The organism is Microbacterium sp. JAI119 (assembly GCF_013410135.1).
Taxonomy (GTDB): Bacteria; Actinomycetota; Actinomycetes; order Actinomycetales; family Microbacteriaceae; genus Microbacterium; species Microbacterium oxydans.
Genome location: NZ_JACCCK010000002.1, coordinates 60839 through 76578 on the forward strand (window position 1 = coordinate 60839; position 15740 = coordinate 76578).

Below are 15740 nucleotides of genomic sequence, written 5' to 3' on the forward strand. Positions count from 1 at the left end.
GCCCGCCGCGCGCATCGGGGTGCTCACTAAACTGAGCGCATGACCACGTCGACGGCGCTGCTCACCGACCGCTATGAGCTGACGATGCTCGCCGCCTCCCTTCGGGACGGCACTGCTTTCCGCCCCAGCGTGTTCGAGCTGTTCTCCCGACGCCTCTCCGGTGGCCGCCGTTTCGGTGTGGTCGCCGGTACTGGCCGGCTTCTCGGCCTCCTCCGCGACTTCCGCTTCGGTGAGGACGAGCTGCGCTTCCTGCGCGACGAGGCGGTCGTCGACCCGGCGTCGCTGAAGCACCTCGAGGATTACCGGTTCACGGGCTCGATCCGGGGCTATCGCGAGGGCGAGCTGTACTTCCCGGGCTCCCCCATCCTCACCGTGGAGGGAACGTTCGCGGACGCGGTCGTGCTCGAGACGCTCGCGCTGAGCGTGCTCAACCACGACTCCGCCGTCGCCACTGCCGCGTCGCGCATGAGCATCGCCGCCGGCGAGCGTCCACTGGCCGAGATGGGCTCCCGTCGGGCCGCCGAGCGTTCCGCGGTCGCGGCGGCGCGCGCTGCGTACATCGCGGGCTTCGGCGCCACGAGCAATCTCGAGGCGGGACGAAGCTGGGGCATCCCCACCATGGGGACGGCCGCGCACTCCTGGACGCTGCTGCACGACACCGAGGAGGAGGCGTTCCGGTCCCAGGTCGAGAGTCTGGGCTCCGGCACGACCCTGCTCGTCGACACGTATGACATCCGCACCGGCGTCGAGACCGCCATCCGCGTCGCCGGAACGGAGCTCGGTGGTGTGCGGATCGACTCGGGCGACCTCCCGATCGTCGCCGCCGATGTCCGGGCGCAGCTGGACGAGCTCGGTGCCACATCGACGCGCATCACGGTGACCAGCGATCTCGACGAGTACGCGATCGCCGCTCTCGCCGCTTCGCCGGTCGATGCGTACGGGGTGGGCACATCGGTCGTGACCGGCTCCGGATACCCGACAGCGAGCATGGTCTACAAGCTCGTGGCGCGCCAGGATGCCGCCGGGTCGTGGGTCGGCGTCGCCAAGGCATCGGCGGACAAGGCGTCACACGGCGGACGCAAGTCGGCGTTCCGCACCCTTGCGGACGGAGTCGCCACGGCGGAGACGGTCGTCGTCTCGGACGGCTTCGAGCAGCTCGACACGGCAGCCGACCACCCCGACGGCCGACCGCTGCAGGTCACCTTCGTCGAGGCCGGCGACATCGATACGTCGTACGAGGGGGTCGCGGGTACCGCGGCCGCTCGCGCTCATCACCTTCGGGTGCGCGAAGAACTGCCGGTGCGGGCTCTCGCGCTGAGCAAATCCGACCCTGCGATCCCCACCGTGTACGTCGAAGCCGACTGAGGTCAGCCGATCATCGACTCGTAGATCTCCTTGCACGTGGGGCAGATCGGGAACTTCTCCGGGTCGCGCCCCGGGGTCCACTTCTTGCCGCACAGCGCGCGCACCGGCTTGCCGGTGATCGCGGATTCGAGGATCTTGTCCTTCTTCACATAATGCGAGAAGCGCTCATGGTCGCCCGGTTCGAGGTTCTCCTCGCGGAGGAGCTCTTCCAGTTCGCGATCAAGCGTTGCCACGCCGCCCTGATCGGGGCTGTCCAGCGGAGTACTCATCCCGAGAGTCTAGCCGCGTCGAAAGCCTCGCGGGTGGTCGTCATGCCGTCTCGACGAACTCCATGAGACGCTCTCCGCTGCGCTCGAAGATGCGGCCGCCGATGACGGCGCCCAGCACCAGCACCCCGAGGCCGACGAGGAGCCCGACCCAGAAGGTGGCCGGTGCATACGCCGACCCCTCGAGGATCGTGGCAGCGAACAGCCAGATGGTGGGCGCGCTCAGCACGATCGCCCCGAGGAACGTCGCGGCCGGTCCGTAGATCCCGCGGGATGTCGGCCGTTGCGGCTGCTGGAACGGGCTGTCTCCGGGCCGTGAGACCGCGTAGGGCGCAACGACGGAGACGATGCTCGAGATGCCGAGTGCACTGAAGAGGAGGCTGGCGGCCACACCGCCCATGGGCAGCAGGAGACTCCAGTTCCCCACCAGGAGGAGGCTCAGCGGCACAGCGATCGCGAGCACCGGAATGGCGACGAGCAGCACGGGCACGAGGCGACCGAGACGATCGGGCAGCCCCCGGACGCCACTCGCCACGTGCGTCCACAGGGCCGTCGAATCGTAGGCGACGTCGTTGTGCGGCAACCATCCGAAGAACAGTGCCATCACCGGAACGGGGACCAGCGCGGCGATCTCCACCGGGACACCGGCGACGATGAGCGGCAGCACCGTGAGCACACCGGCGACCGGGACCACGATGATGTTCATGATGTAGCGACGGTCGCGGAGCCAGTACACGAGGCTTCGCGAGGCGATCGCCCCGAAGGCGTTCGACGGCAGCAGCCCGAACCAGCCGAGCCCGGTGCGCTCCCGCGAGGCGACCGGGCGCTCGGTCGTCGTGAGGAGTCGCCGGACGAGCCATGCCCACGCGATCCCGAGGAGCACGACGGTGAGGACCGCGATGATCCCGGTGACCCACGCCGAAGCAGTCGCCCCTGCCGCGGAGTCGAAGAGGAATGCCGGCGCTGCCGCGAACGGACTGAAGCCGAAGACGCTGGAAAGGGTCGCCAGCGAGGGGGGCACCAGGCCGTCCCAGCGAAGGGATCCGAAGAACACAGCCACGGGGAACGCGATCACGATCAGGGCGAGCGCGAACAGCGCGGTGAGCTCTCGTGATCGACGCTCGGGAAGGAGCAGGGCGTTGAGCGCCATTCCGATCCGCGAGACCAGCATCGTCGTGACGACGCCGACGACCGTCATCAGGATCGCGAGAGGCCATGGCGTCCCGGCATCGATCGCGACGATGCAGACGCTGATGTAGACGGCGAGGAGCGCGAGGCTGGGCACGCTCACGAATGCGGCCAGCGTGAGTACCCACGGCATCTGCCGCTCATCGACGCCGAAGACCGCGAAGCGGCGAGGATCGAGTTGGTCGACTGCCCCGACGAGGAGCGGTCCGACGAGGAAACCGACGAGAAGGGCAGCGCCACCGAGGACGGTGACCGCACGGGCGACCGGCACCGGAGCGGACGACAGGCTGAAGACCGCGATGCACACCACGGACGTGATCGCGACGACAGCGACGAACGAGATGATCGAACGGACCCGACGGTCGCCGCGCAGAGTTCCGATCAGAAGCGCGAGCCTCAGTCGGAGAACGTGTGCAGCCACTCGAGCCCCTCCACCTCTCCGCTGGAGCCGGCGAGCTCGACGAAGCGCGCCTCGAGCGTCTGCCCTGCGCGCACGTCGTCGACGGTCCCCTCGGCCAGCACTTCCCCTCCGACGATGATGGCCACGCGGGAGCAGACGCGCTCCACCAGATCCATGCCGTGACTGGAGAGGATCACCGTGCCACCGTGCGACACATACGCACGGAGGATGTCGAGGATCACCGCCGAGGAGACGGGATCGACCGATTCGAACGGCTCATCGAGCACGAGCACGCGCGGGGAATGGATCATCGCCCCTGCCAGCATGATCTTCTTCGTCATGCCCGCCGAGTAGTCCGAGACGACGCGGCTGAGCGCATCGCCGAGGTCGAACGCCCGAGCGAGATCTGCCGCGCGCTTCTCGATCACATCAGCCGCAAGGCCGCGCAGCAGCCCGTAGTAGTACAGCAGCTGACGACCGGTGAGGCGGTCGAACGTGCGCAACCTGTCCGGCAGCACGCCCATCAGCTTCTTCGCGGCCAGCGGCTGCTTCGCCTGGTCGATGCCACAGATCACGACGCTGCCCTCGTCTGCGCGCAGGAGCCCGGCGACGATCGAGAGAGTCGTGGTCTTTCCCGCCCCGTTGGGGCCGACCACCCCGTAGAAGGATCCAGCCGGCACGGTCAGGTCTATGCCGTCGACGGCGCGGTTGTCTCCGAACTGCTTGACGAGGCCGCGGATGGTGATCGCTTCGCCCCCGGAGAGTCCGTCCACGGGATCCACGACCTCGGAAGCCGCGTCGTCCGAACCCCCTTCAGCCTCGACGACCTCGACCGACGCGGACGTTCCCGACTCGATCGGCTCCTCGACGATCGGCTCGGCCTCGACCGGTTCGGCGCCGGCGACCTCCGCCGCGAGGGCGGGTGCAACGACAGGCTCGGCAACCGGCTCGGGTTCGGGTTCGGGTTCGGCGATCGCATCATGCTCCGGAGCAGGCTCAGCCACGGGCTCCGGCGCCGAGGTGACTTCGACCGGCAGCACCGATACTGCGGCTGTCTCGGTGGCACGCATCGGGTCCACCGGAGCCGCTTCGAGGCTCGGAGACTCCGGGGCGTTCTTCGCCGCGTCCGCCGCCGCCTTCTCCGCCTCATCGGCGGCCTTCTTCGCTGCAGCATTCTTCGCTGCCGCGGCCTTCGCCGCCGCTGTCTTCGCCGCCGTGGACTTGGCTGCGGCCGCGCGAGCAGTGGACTTCGTCGCTGCAGCCTTGGAGGCGGCCGCTTTCGCCGCCACCGTTTTCGCCGCCGAAGCTTTCGCGGCCGTGGACTTCGCAGCAGTCGACTTCGCAGCAGTCGCCTTCGCGGCAGCTGTCTTCGCGGCAGCTGTCTTCGCGGCCGTGGTCTTCGCGGCCGTGGTCTTCGCGGCCGTGGTCTTTGCCGCCGTCGCCTTGGCCGTCGTCGTCTTGGCAGCCGTCTTCGTCGTCGACTTCGGTGCCGTTTTCTTCGCTGCGGTGGTGCGACTGGCTGCGCCGCTGCGCGCGGCAGCGGCGGGCGTTCCGTTCTGGTCGGGCAACGCCTTGACCAAAGGCTCCACGACGATGTCGGCAGTCGGTGCGGCTTTCTCCGCCGCAGCCTTCGCGGTCGACGTCTTCGAGGTCGATGTCTTCGCGGTCGATGTCTTCGCGGCAGTCGTGGTTCCGCTCGTGGTCGGACGCTTCGCGGCGGGCTTCTTCGCGGCCGGCTTCTTCGCGGCCGGCTTCTTCACTGCAGGTCGCTTCGCCGTCGTCCCGGCCGCCGATGCCTCGTCGGAACTCGATTTCTTCACCGGCGGGCGCTTCGCCGACGTCTTCTCTTGCGCGGTCTCGGTCAGGTCCACCTGGGCGGTGCGGTCGTCAGGGGAGGCAGTCACCGTCCTACGGTATCAACGGGCGGCTGTGCGCCAAGGCCGCCGCGCAATAAACTGCCCTCGGATGCTGTGACTTCACAGCGATTGCAGGGTGGTCGCAAGCCTGTGCATCACGTGTGTAGTCGATCACGAAATGACAACGGGGCCCTCCTGGCCCTGAGGTTCCCAGGCGGAATCGATACCATGAACGCGGCACGACGAAGTGTCTGGTCGGTTAATCGACCGTGAACACAACTTCCTTTAGGAGCACTCGTGACTCTTCAGACCGTCATCCTCGCCGCCGGAATGGGCTCGCGCCTCGGCCGCGCGCTGCCGAAGCCGCTCACCGAACTGAGCGACGGCCGCACGATCATGGGCCAGCAGCACGACAACATCCGGGCCGCATTCGGCTCCGACGCCCGAATCACGACCGTGGTGGGCTACCGCGCCGAGACCATCATCGATGCCTTCCCGCACGTGAACTACGTCCACAACGAGCGCTACGACGAGACCAACACGTCCAAGAGCCTGCTGCGCGCCCTCGGTGCCACCGGTCGCGGCGGTGTGCTGTGGATGAACGGCGATGTCGTCTTCGACCCGATGATCCTCGGCCGTGCTCTCGAGTACATCGAGCGCGACCAGTCCTTCGTCACGGTGAACACCTCCAAGGTCAGCGACGAAGAGGTGAAGTACACGGTCACCGCCGAGGGCTTCATCAACGAACTGTCCAAGACCGTCAAGGGCGGACTGGGCGAGGCTGTGGGCATCAACTACATCTCTCCTCCGCGCAGAAGAAGGCCTTCATGCGCCAGCTGCAGCGGGTGGAGGACCAGGACTACTTCGAGCGCGGCCTCGAACTCGCGATCGCCGAGGACGGCCTGCTGCTCGAGCCGATGGACGTCTCCGACCTGTACGCGGTCGAGGTCGACTTCGCCGAAGACCTGGAGCGCGCGAACCTCTTCGTCTGATCGAACGATACGAAAGCCCGGTCCCCCTCGCGGGACCGGGCTTTCGGCGTTTTCGCGGGCTGTCTCCATAGGATCTCTGCATGGCCCCCAAGGTGCACAAGATCCATTCGCTCCCGGACGACGCTCCGTGGGACAAGGGCGTTCCCCCCGCCGGCTCGGCGGAGCACCCGATGATGGTGCGTGGTCTCGATCGCGTGCTGGCGATCCAGCGCCCACTCGTCCTCGCGCACATCCGCAGCATCCGGCTGCGCAATCCCCAGGCTTCACCCGCGGAACTCATCCGCATCCTCGAGCGGCGCTACCTCGCGGCCGTGACGACCGGAGGTGCGGCGGTGGGAGCGACCGCCGTCGTGCCGGGCATCGGCACCGGTGTCACCCTCGCCCTCTCCGGGGTCGAGACCGTGGGTTTCGTGGAGTCCACCGCCCTGTTCGCCCAGTCGGTCGCCGAGGTGCACGGGATCGCCGTGGCGAACCCGGATCGCGCCCGCGCCCTGGTGATGACGCTGATGCTCGGCAAGGAGGGCGTCGACCTCGTCGGACAGCTCGCCGGCCAGGTCGCTGGGCGCGGCGGCAGCAGGTCCTCGTACTGGGGTGAGCTCGTCACGAAATCCCTCCCCCGTGCCGCAGTCGGCCCCCTCGTCGACCAGCTCAAGAGCATGTTCGTGAAGCAGTTCGCGGCGAAGGGAGGCGCGTCGGTGATCGGCAAGGCTCTCCCGTTCGGCATCGGCGCCGCGATCGGAGGCGCGGGGAACAACATCCTCGGCCGCCGCGTGCTGACCACTTCGCACAAGGCCTTCGGCTCTGCGCCGATCGACCTGCCGCTCGAGCTGGAGCCTGTCCCCGGGGCCGAGAAGCTCGAGCTGCGGATGCTCCGGGGCGCCCGCTACGCCGGGAACGCGGTGGTGGGTGCCGCCGGCACCGTGGCACGAGGCGCGGAGTGGGTCGGGCACCGTGTCGGCGGACGTGCAGGTCGCCGACGAGAGAGCCCGTCCGAAGAGCTCGAGGCCGGCACCGGCGACCACTCCCTGCCCTCGAACCCCGGCGACGAGCGCGAAGAGCGCTGAGCGCAGGTCGCCAAAGGATCCGCTGAGCCGTTGTGGCGAGCATCCAACAGCGGGGGGCGAGCCGACGATAGGGTGGAATCCGTGACGGACAAGCCCGACCTCTTTACCACCGCCGGCAAGATCGCGGACCTGCGCGCTCGCTACACGGAAGCCGTCGTCGACGCGGAAGCGAAGGCGAAGGAGAAGCAGCACGCGAAGGGCAAGATGACCGCCCGCGAGCGCGTCGAGCTGCTCGTGGATCCGGGAAGCTTCGTCGAGTTCGATGAGTATGTACGCCACCGCACCACGGCCTTCGGCATGGATCGCTCCCGCCCCTACGGCGACTCCGTCGTCACCGGCGTCGGCACCATCAACGGGCGCACCGTCGCGGTGTACTCGCAGGACTTCTCCACCTTCGGCGGCTCGCTCGGCGAGGTCGCCGGCGAGAAGATCGTGAAGATCATGGAGTTCGCCCTCGCCGGAGGGATGCCCTGCATCGGCATCCTCGACTCCGGCGGCGCGCGCATCCAGGAGGGCGTCGTCGCGCTCGGCAAGTACGGTGAGATCTTCCGCCTGAACACCCGCGCTTCCGGTGTCATCCCGCAGATCTCCATCATCATGGGCCCGGCCGCGGGTGGTGCGGTGTACTCCCCCGCTCTGACCGACTTCGTCATCATGGTCGACAAGACCAGCCAGATGTTCGTCACGGGTCCCGATGTGATCAAGACCGTGACCGGCGAAGACGTGGGGATGGAGGAGTTGGGCGGCGCCTACACCCACAACACCCGATCCGGTGTCGCGCACTACCTCGCGGAAGACGAGGACGACGCCATCGATTACGCGCGCACGCTCCTGAGCTTCCTCCCGGACAACAACATGGCGGAACTCCCGTCGTACGAGAGCGCGTTCGAGTTCGAGACGACAGACGCCGATCGCGTGCTCAACACGATCGTCCCCGACTCGACCAACCAGCCCTACGACATCCACACGGTGATCGAGCACGTCGTCGACGAGGGCGATTTCCTCGAGGTGCAGCCGCTGTTCGCGCCCAACATCGTGATCGGCTTCGGTCGTGTCGAAGGTCGCTCGGTCGGCATCATCGCCAACCAGCCGTCGCAGATGGCCGGCACCCTGAACATCGAGGCAGGCGAGAAGGCCAGTCGCTTCGTGCGATTCTGCGATGCCTTCTCGATCCCGATCGTCACGCTGGTCGACGTGCCCGGCTACCTTCCCGGCACGGACCAGGAGTGGACCGGCGTCATCCGCCGCGGTGCGAAGCTGCTCTACGCCTACGCGGAGGCCACCGTGCCCCTCGTCACCGTCATCCTGCGCAAGGCCTACGGGGGTGCGTACATCGTGATGGGCTCGAAGCAGCTCGGCGCGGATGTGAACCTCGCTTGGCCGACCGCCGAGATCGCGGTCATGGGCGGTCAGGGGGCGGTCAACATCCTGTACCGCGGTGAGATCAAGAAGGCGGAGGAGGCCGGCGAGGACGTCGCCGCCGTGCGCACCCGGCTCGCGAACGAGTACACCTACAACGTGGCGTCTCCTTTCCTGGCAGCTGAGCGCGGGGAGCTCGACGGCATCATCGAACCGGCCAACACCCGCGTCTCGATCGCCAAGGCCCTGCGCGCCCTGCGCGGAAAGCGCGCGGAGCTGCCCCCGAAGAAGCACGGGAACATCCCCCTGTGACCGAGCACAACCCGCAGGGCGGCCCCTCCTCGGACGCGCCGCTGCTCGACATCACCCGGGGCGCGGCCACCGAGGAGGAGCTCGCCGCTCTCATCGCGGTGATCAGCGAGGCGTACGCGACCGAGGAGGCCGCAGCCGTGGCCGACGAGCCCGCCGTCTCCGCCTGGGCCAGGACGCAGCGTCCGTTGCGTCGCCAGCTCCGTCGCGACATACCGTGGGGCCGTTTCTCCGGCTGACGCCGCTCGGAACACGGAAAGAACGCCGTCGGCGTGGTCCGCGAACCCTCCGCTTCACGAACCACGTCGACGATCGTCGCAGGACCCCCAGCGCCCTGCGCGGCCGCGTCCCCGTCGCCGCCTCGTCCGCCCCTCTTCGAGAGCCGGACGGATCCCCCCTCGTGAAGACCTGCGTGCTCCGCGGCGTGCGACGGTGCCGTGCGCACAGCAGAAGGCGGACTCCGCTGATCTGTCCGAAGGACGAAACTCAAATACTATATCGATTCGACTTATGCTCGCAAAGGTGACCCCCGAGCACTCAGCTGTCGAGCAGGAGGTCGGAGGCACGCGGGCTCAGGACCGAGTCGAGGACGACGCACGCCGCTCCCACCGCACCGACATCGTCGCCCACCACCGTGCCGTCGACGGGGAGGGTGCGTATCGCCCTGGTGGCGCTGGCCCGATCGAGCAGGTCGGGGACCTCTGCCAGGTACACATCAGCGAGCCGCGACCAGAACGGCCCACCGAAGACGACGCGGTCGACGTCGAGCATGTTCGTGAGCACCGCCGTCAGCACCGTGATGTGCGCGGCGGAGCGCCGAAGCACCTCCCCCGCGGCTTCGTCCCCGGCAGCCGCTCGCTCGCACAGCTGCCCGAATCGCTGGTCGACTGCCGCGGCGTCGCTCGTCTGATGCTCGTCGTCGAATACCCCTGCCCTCTCCGCCTGCTCGATGATCGCCTGCGGGGTGCACACCACCTCGACGCATCCGCGGGCCCCGCACGCGCAGGACGGTCCGTCGGGGTCGACGATGATGTGGCCGATCTCGCCGATGTTGCGTGTGCTCCCCCGGACCGCCTCTCCATCACGTGCGATGGCCGCGCCGATACCGATCCCCAGATAGACGAAGACGAAGGAGTCGTCCGCCGATTCCCGCCTCGTCCAGAGCTCGCCCACCGCAGCCGAGGTCGTGTCCTTCTCCACGACCACGGGCAACCCCGTCACCTCCGCGAGCACTGCCCGCAACGGCACACGGTGCCAGCCTGCGAGCTTAGGCGGGTCGATCACCGTCCCCAGCTCCGCGTCGAGCGGGCCGGGAGCCGCGACCCCCACCCCGGCGATCCGGGAGCGGTCGACGCCCGAACCGACGATCAACGCATCGATCGTCGACGCCATGGCCTCGACGATGCGGTGGGGATCCTCGGCAGGGGTTCGCACGCTCAGACGACGGACGACCGCGCCGGCCAGATCCAACAGCACGAAAGTCATCAGCGCGGGATCCAGATGGACCCCCACGGCGAAGCGGCTGTCCGCGACGAGCCGCAGGGTGACCCGCGGCTTGCCTGGTCCGTTGATCGTTCGACCCGCTTCCCTGATGAAGCCGTCATCGAGGAGTCTGCGGGTGATGTTCGTGACCGTCTGCGCCGAGAGGCGCGTCGCCGTCGACAGCTCGATCCTGCTGAGCCCTTCGCCGGACTGCCGGATGGCCTCCAGGATCACGGACTGATTGAAGTCGCCCATGCGCGGAAGGTTGGTGCCACGACGCGTTGCCATCGTCCAATGATGGCCTATCGGGGGTGAAATCGTGTCCCCCAAAATACCTACAGACAATGTTCGCGCGAACCATCAGACTGAGGGGGACGCTTCGCGTTCGGCTGGTCTCTCTGTCCCAGGGTAGACAGACGCTGATCGGCCACCAGCGGACGGTTTTCGGGTAACTGTCCGCACGGAGAGGGGCAGGCGGATTCGCCGCCCCTCTCCCACTCTCACCATCCTCGACTCCGGTCATCTCCCCAGGCCGGAGCCGAGGACGCATGCGTTCGTCCGCTGTCCCCGCCTGCCAGCCCTGGCCACGCCCGTCAGCCCTGTGCCCGCCTGTCAGCGCGGAATCTCGTGCCAGAGGTCGACGGCGTCATCGTCGCCGGACGCCCGTGAGCCGGCGCGGCCGACCACCGTGACGGCGACACGGGGATCACGCGCCGAGCGGATGATCAGACGAGCGGTCTGCGCGCGACTGAGCACGACGGCCAGCTCGTCCCTGATCAGTTCTCGCCGTGTCTCGTCGATCCCGTCGAAACCGCCCTCATCGAAGACCGTGACCACCACCCCCCGGCGTCGTGCCGCCTCGATCGCGTTGCGCACGGCGTCGTTGAGGAGATCGGCTCCGCGCAACTCGTCGCGCAGCCTGCCCTCGGCGAGGCGGGCGTCCATCCGCTCCTGCTCGTCCAGCACACCCCGCGCGGCCACCACTCTGCTGAGGACGGGACCGGCGACGGCCAGCGCGAACTGCGTGCGCAGGCGCCGCTCCCGCTGACGCACCCGCTGCGTCGCATGCCACGCGGACACGGCCTGCTGGATCTCGGCGAGGCGCTCCGTGTCACGCACGGCGCGGTCCCAGAACATCACCAGGAGCCCAGCGACCACCACCCACATGATGGAGCCGACGAGTCCGAGGTTGAGGGCGACGACGAATCCCAGATAGGCCGACGCGGTGACGACGAGCACCCCGAGAACGAGAACACCGATCAGAGCGCGCCTCCGGACGACGCAGACGACGCCGAGCAGTCCGAGCGCCCCGATGTACCACGTGGCGAAGGGAGCCGTCCGATCCGCCGGGTCGAGCGACGAGGTGACGAGGATGGGGATGAGCGCACTCGCCACCAGCGCCAGGATCGCCGACCACATCGGCATCCTGACGACGGCGCCGTGTCCGAGGATCGCGACGTTCACGACCACGAGGTACAACCCGATCGCGAGCACCATCACCAGCGGTGCGGTCGGCTGCTCGATCCACCAGATCCCCCTGGCGACGAAGTACAGGGCGAAGCCGACGGCGAGGGAGGTGGCGACACTCCGGACGGTGCGGTTCACGAGCGCTCCCACCCCAGGACGACAGTGGTCCCGTGCCCGTCGGAGAGGATGTCGGCGGTGCCGGCCACCCCCGCCATGCGCGCGAAGATAGACGCACGGATCCCGAGTCGGTCGACGCCGATCGACTCGACGTCGAATCCGGGTCCGGTGTCGGAGATGGTCACGCCGATGCCCTCGTCCCCGTGCCCTTCGACGATGATGTGGAGTCCGCGCCCGCCGGCATGCGAGACCGCGTTGCCGATCGCCTGTCTTGCCGCGAGCACCAGCGCGCGGGCAGCACGTCCGGGGATGAGTCCGATGCCTCCGCGCTCCTCCACGATCGCATCGGCGCCGAGCTCGGACAGCGCCCGACGCAGCTCGACAACGATCTGCACCGTTCCGACCGGTTCGTCGCTCCCCTCCTGTGCGACGGCGGCCTCGGTGTTCGCGAGGCGCGTGAGAGCCTCTCGCGCCATCGCCACGGCCAGCTCCCTGGCGCGTTCGCCCTCGGCACGCTCCGCGGCGATCAGAGCGGCCAGCACACTGTCGTGCATCAGGGCGGACATCGCCGCCCTCTCCTCCTCGGCCGCCGCCGCTGCCGCAGCAGTGGAGTACGACGCGACCGCCTGTCCCCTGGCCTCGTCCACCCCGGCGGCGACCGAGCGGAACATCCAGCCGAGTGAGACGATCACCACGCCGAGGATGAGGGTGAACGAGACGTCGAAGGCGGTCGTCACCCAGAAATCGCGCGAGAACTCGCCCTGGACGAGACGGACATAGCCGTACACGAACGGCACTCCCGCCGCCCAGACGAACTGCAGCGCAAGGGGGAAGGCGAGCATGGCCGCGACGACACCGACGTTGACGAGGAAGAAGATCCACGGCTGCTCTCCGGCCCCCTTGTCGGAGGGGTCGACGATCGTCGGCCACGCGGCGAGCACCAGCACGTACACCACGGCGAAGATGCCGGAGAAGGTGCGCACCCCGCGTCCGATCAGGCACGCCACCAGCATCGCGAGCAGGGGCACGAACACCACACACAACGCGACCACATGCGCGGGGTCCGCGTCCGACAGGGATGCCATCGCGGAGACCAGCGCCTGGGCGCCGAGCACAGCCGAGCCGATCGCGACCACGATGGCGAGTATCCGCTCCATGCGCTTGCCGGTGAAGCGCTCGTATGCTGTCTCCGTGCTGCCCGGAGACGGAATCTTGCTCCAGGCGTCGCGGATGCTCAGCGGCTCAGCGGCCACCGAGTGCCTCGTCGGCTGTGACGATCCCGTCTTCCATCGCTCGCCGGAGCAGGTCGACCTTCGTGGGCGCCGGGCGCCCCACCTCGACGTACTTCACGCGGATGCGGGTGATGTTCTCCTTGGCGGTCGAGTACGCGACGCCCAGCTTCTCGGCCACGGCCTTCAACGGCAGACCCGTCGCGTACAGGCGGAGGACCTCCCGTTCGCGGGTGGCGAGCTGCGCGTCGGCGAACGCGCGGTCTCCGTCGACAGCGCTCGCCCACTCCACGTTGTTGAGGGCCTCGCCCTGTGCGACCGTGCGGATCGCGTCCAGCACGTCGTCGAGTGCTGACGACTTGCTCACCACTCCCGCCGCACCGGCGGAGAGGGCTTCCCGCACGGCTGCAGGACGATCCGCCACACTGTGGATCACCACGCTGGCGCCGTCGTTCACGAGGGCGGTCACGTTCTCAGTAACGGTCGTGCCGTCTCCCAGCGTGAGGTCGAGCACGACCACATCGGCCGGCGCGGCCCCCGTCGCCTTCCGCCAGTCGATGTACGACACCACGGTGCTCCCGGAGAAGACCACGGTCTGCGAATCCCGCTCGCACGCGGCCTCGAGACCGAGGCGAACGGACTCGTGATCGTCGATGAGTGCGACCGTGCTCATCCCCTCAGCCTACTGAGTCCCCTCGGAAGGCCGTGGATCGCTCATCGTGTGAGCAGTGCCACGACCTCGAAGTGGTGGGAGTGCGGGAACAGATCGAAGCCGCGAAGACGGTCGACATTCCACCCGAGCGTGCGGAACGTGCCGAGATCGCGTGCGAGCGCCACCGGGTCGCAGGCGACGTAGGCGATGGCGTCGGGGGCGAGCCCGTGGATCGCCTCGACCACCTGACGCCCCGCTCCGGCTCGCGGCGGATCGAGCACGACGGCCCCGGCCCGACCGCCGCCCTTGCGCGTGGCGAGGAACCGATCGACTCGGGCTGTCACCGCGTCGATCTCGAGAGGGGCGAGGTTCGCCGCAGCATGCTGAGTGGCACGTGCACTCGACTCGACCGTCACGATGTCCGTGCCCCCGAGGTCAGCCAGGGTCGCCGCGAACAGCCCGACCCCGCCATACAGGTCGAAATGGGTCTTCTCCTCGTCGACGTGACCGTCGAGGATGCCGTAGACCGCGGCATCGAGCACCGAGGCGGCGCGCGGATGCACCTGCCAGAAGCCCGTGGAGTCGACGTCGAAGCGGCGGTCGTTGACCATCTCCTGGATCACCTCGGGCGCCGGGCGCTTGCGGAAGCCCCTCTGCACGCGCGGGGCGCGCTCGGTCTCCTCACGACGGATCACGCGCACGGTGCCGTCGGCGGGCTCCACGAGCTCGATGCGACCAGGAGCCTCCCCGTGCAGCGCGAGCGCTGCCGCGGCGATCGCCGGCCGCGCCAGCGGGTACGACGTCACCGGCACGACACGGTGACTGCGTGAGGCATACGGCCCCACCACTCCCGCGTCGTCGACGTGCAGCGTCACCCTCGTGCGCCATCCTCGACCGTCTCCGGACTCCACGGCCTCGATCTCGGGCGCGACGAGACCCTTCCCCGCGAAGCGGTCGAGGGCCTCGGTCAGCACGCGCCTCTTGAGCTCACGCTGGTGATCGAGATCGATGTGCCCGAGATCAGCTCCTCCTGGACGATCAGCGGGATCGCGCGACACGTCGGCCTCCGCCCAGATGTGGGGACGGCGGTGCTCCGACGCTTCCAACACCTCGATCGTCTCGGCCCGCCAGAAACTGCGGGTGTCGGCATCGGCCCCCTCCTGCGGAGCGATCAGTCGGGCACGGACGCGCTCACCGGGGATCGCGTCGGACACGAACACCACTCGTCCCTCGTGCCGCGCGATGAACGTGCCCCCGTGAGCGATGCGGGTGATGTCGAGTTCGAGCACGTCGGCTGGGGAGGAAGTCATCCTTCGAGGATACGGTGGTGGACATGCGCGTCTGCCTCGCCTCGACCTCTCCCGCCCGACTCATGCTGCTGCGTCAGGCGGGCATCGAGCCGCTCACGGTGTCACCGGACGTCGACGAGGACGCCGTCGCCGCCGCTGCGGAGGCGGAAAGGGGCGAGCCCCTGGCGCCCGAGGAGTTGGTGCTGCTGCTCGCCCGCGCGAAGGCCTCCGCCGTGGCACACAGCCTCGTCGAGGACGGCGGGTTCGACGGCCTGGTCATCGGCGGTGACTCGATGTTCGCGCTGGACGGGCGCGTCTACGGCAAGCCGTACACTCCGGAGGAAGCGACCAGGCGCTGGCGAGAGATGCGCGGAGCCACGGGCATCCTGCACTCCGGCCACTCCGTCTTCCGGGTCGCCCCCGGTGCCGAGCCCACGGAAGCCACCGCCGTCGCCGAAGCCGCTGTGACGTTCGCCTCCGACGTGACCGACGCCGAGATCGCCGCGTACGTCGCCTCAGGCGAACCGCTGCTCGTGGCGGGGGCCTTCACCGTGGACAGCCTGGGGGGAGCCTTCATCACCCGCGTGGAGGGCGACCCGTCCACGGTCGTCGGCATGTCCCTTTCCACCGTCCGCCGTCTCGCCGCGGAGCTCGGCGTTCGCTGGACCGACCTCTGGTCGTAGACTCCCATCCACGTTTTCCCGA

General features: G+C 68.6%; 14 protein-coding genes and 1 pseudogene. 7 read left to right on the forward strand and 8 right to left on the reverse strand.

The window, feature by feature from the left end:
- Positions 1-39: 39 nt before the first annotated feature.
- Positions 40-1365 (forward strand): nicotinate phosphoribosyltransferase, encoded by a 1326-nt coding sequence (locus HDC31_RS11145; RefSeq protein ID WP_061018238.1) that lies wholly within the window; start codon positions 40-42, stop codon positions 1363-1365.
- A gap of 2 nt (positions 1366-1367) precedes the next feature.
- On the opposite strand, the gene HDC31_RS11150 is transcribed toward HDC31_RS11145, so the two are convergent.
- The 3 genes from HDC31_RS11150 to HDC31_RS11160 are packed head-to-tail and all read right to left on the reverse strand — an operon-like array spanning position 1368 to position 4289.
- A complete protein-coding gene (locus HDC31_RS11150; RefSeq protein ID WP_026049764.1) occupies positions 1368-1634 on the reverse strand; it encodes a DUF3039 domain-containing protein in 267 nt (88 codons plus the stop codon).
- A 40-nt stretch (positions 1635-1674) separates the two neighbouring features.
- Positions 1675-3240 carry a hypothetical protein gene (locus HDC31_RS11155; RefSeq protein ID WP_113681220.1) on the reverse strand — a complete coding sequence of 522 codons (1566 nt, stop codon included), beginning with the start codon at positions 3238-3240 and terminating at the stop codon, positions 1675-1677.
- Complete coding sequence (locus HDC31_RS11160; RefSeq protein ID WP_113681223.1) at positions 3216-4289, reverse strand: ABC transporter ATP-binding protein; 1074 nt, start codon at positions 4287-4289, stop codon at positions 3216-3218. The genes HDC31_RS11155 and HDC31_RS11160 overlap by 25 nt, the downstream gene beginning before the upstream one ends.
- Here HDC31_RS11160 and HDC31_RS11165 point away from each other — a divergent pair.
- From HDC31_RS11165 to HDC31_RS11185, 5 genes and pseudogenes are all read left to right on the forward strand, one after another.
- Complete coding sequence (locus HDC31_RS11165) at positions 4279-5193, forward strand: hypothetical protein (protein ID WP_179516114.1); 915 nt, start codon at positions 4279-4281, stop codon at positions 5191-5193. The two genes, HDC31_RS11160 and HDC31_RS11165, sit on opposite strands and share 11 nt — an antisense overlap.
- A gap of 179 nt (positions 5194-5372) precedes the next feature.
- Positions 5373-6067: pseudogene (locus tag HDC31_RS11170) on the forward strand (NTP transferase domain-containing protein).
- An 80-nt stretch (positions 6068-6147) separates the two neighbouring features.
- On the forward strand, positions 6148-7131 hold the full coding sequence (locus HDC31_RS11175) for a hypothetical protein (RefSeq protein ID WP_113681218.1): 984 nt from the start codon (positions 6148-6150) through the stop codon (positions 7129-7131).
- A gap of 81 nt (positions 7132-7212) precedes the next feature.
- Positions 7213-8802, forward strand: a complete 1590-nt coding sequence (locus HDC31_RS11180; RefSeq protein ID WP_374168968.1) for an acyl-CoA carboxylase subunit beta — start codon at positions 7213-7215, stop codon at positions 8800-8802.
- A complete protein-coding gene (locus HDC31_RS11185; protein ID WP_113681217.1) occupies positions 8799-9038 on the forward strand; it encodes an acyl-CoA carboxylase subunit epsilon in 240 nt (79 codons plus the stop codon). Before HDC31_RS11180 ends, HDC31_RS11185 begins: the two co-directional genes overlap by 4 nt.
- 298 nt (positions 9039-9336) lie before the next feature.
- On the opposite strand, the gene HDC31_RS11190 is transcribed toward HDC31_RS11185, so the two are convergent.
- The 5 genes from HDC31_RS11190 to HDC31_RS11210 form a co-directional block, all read right to left on the reverse strand.
- The gene (locus HDC31_RS11190; RefSeq protein ID WP_179516256.1) at positions 9337-10536 is read right to left on the reverse strand and encodes an ROK family transcriptional regulator; all 1200 of its coding nucleotides are present in this window, start codon (positions 10534-10536) and stop codon (positions 9337-9339) included.
- Between the two features lie 357 nt (positions 10537-10893).
- Positions 10894-11886: a hypothetical protein gene (locus HDC31_RS11195; RefSeq protein WP_230977937.1), complete on the reverse strand. Its 993-nt coding sequence runs from the start codon at positions 11884-11886 to the stop codon at positions 10894-10896.
- A complete protein-coding gene (locus tag HDC31_RS11200; RefSeq protein ID WP_058631808.1) occupies positions 11883-13118 on the reverse strand; it encodes an ATP-binding protein in 1236 nt (411 codons plus the stop codon). The genes HDC31_RS11195 and HDC31_RS11200 overlap by 4 nt, the downstream gene beginning before the upstream one ends.
- Positions 13108-13767: a response regulator transcription factor gene (locus HDC31_RS11205; RefSeq protein ID WP_046748963.1), complete on the reverse strand. Its 660-nt coding sequence runs from the start codon at positions 13765-13767 to the stop codon at positions 13108-13110. The genes HDC31_RS11200 and HDC31_RS11205 overlap by 11 nt, the downstream gene beginning before the upstream one ends.
- A 41-nt stretch (positions 13768-13808) precedes the next feature.
- Entirely contained in the window at positions 13809-15056 is a 1248-nt protein-coding gene (locus HDC31_RS11210; RefSeq protein WP_179516115.1) for a class I SAM-dependent RNA methyltransferase, read from the reverse strand.
- A 23-nt stretch (positions 15057-15079) separates the two neighbouring features.
- Between HDC31_RS11210 and HDC31_RS11215 the strand changes: the two genes are divergently transcribed.
- The gene (locus tag HDC31_RS11215; protein ID WP_046749078.1) at positions 15080-15718 is read left to right on the forward strand and encodes a nucleoside triphosphate pyrophosphatase; all 639 of its coding nucleotides are present in this window, start codon (positions 15080-15082) and stop codon (positions 15716-15718) included.
- The last annotated feature ends 22 nt before the right edge of the window (positions 15719-15740 follow it).